Origin of the sequence: Pseudoalteromonas luteoviolacea NCIMB 1942 (assembly GCF_001625595.1) — a bacterium.
Taxonomy (GTDB): Bacteria; Pseudomonadota; Gammaproteobacteria; order Enterobacterales; family Alteromonadaceae; genus Pseudoalteromonas; species Pseudoalteromonas luteoviolacea_A.
The window spans coordinates 1-394 of the sequence record NZ_AUXT01000119.1 but is presented as its reverse complement, the minus strand read 5'-3'; the positions used below and the strand labels follow the sequence as shown (position 1 = coordinate 394).

Genomic DNA, 394 nt, shown 5'->3' with positions numbered 1-394 from the left:
GATTGTCAGTGAGTGTTTCTGTTTCTTTCATCCATTCAACAAAACACTTATGAAGTGCATCAGGATTAACACGACTGACAAGACGTGCAATGGTGTCATGAACGGGAATGCCGTGTTTAAAAGAAGCATACTGGCGCAGCCATTCAAGCCTGCAATGGCCAAAGTCCTCAATATCTTCCCAGCCTTCACAACCAGCAATAATAGCTGTTACGGTAAGAAACAAGACATCGTGTAAAGAGTAAATTACTTTAATTTTTTGGCGAGGGTCTTCTATTGATTCAAAGTGTTTTGTCAAAGCGTTCAGGCTCATAATGGTGCGTTACTCAAAAATAGAGTATACGATCATATTTGAAACCTTAAAGCAAGATAGGCTGTGCTAATTGCTTAAAATACA

General features: G+C 39.1%; 1 protein-coding gene. It reads right to left on the bottom strand.

Features of this window, described 5'->3' with window-relative positions:
• A partial coding sequence (locus N482_RS06635; protein ID WP_155730526.1) for an ISAs1 family transposase occupies positions 1-310 on the bottom strand: 310 nt, incomplete at its 3' end.
• Positions 311-394: the final 84 nt, after the last annotated feature.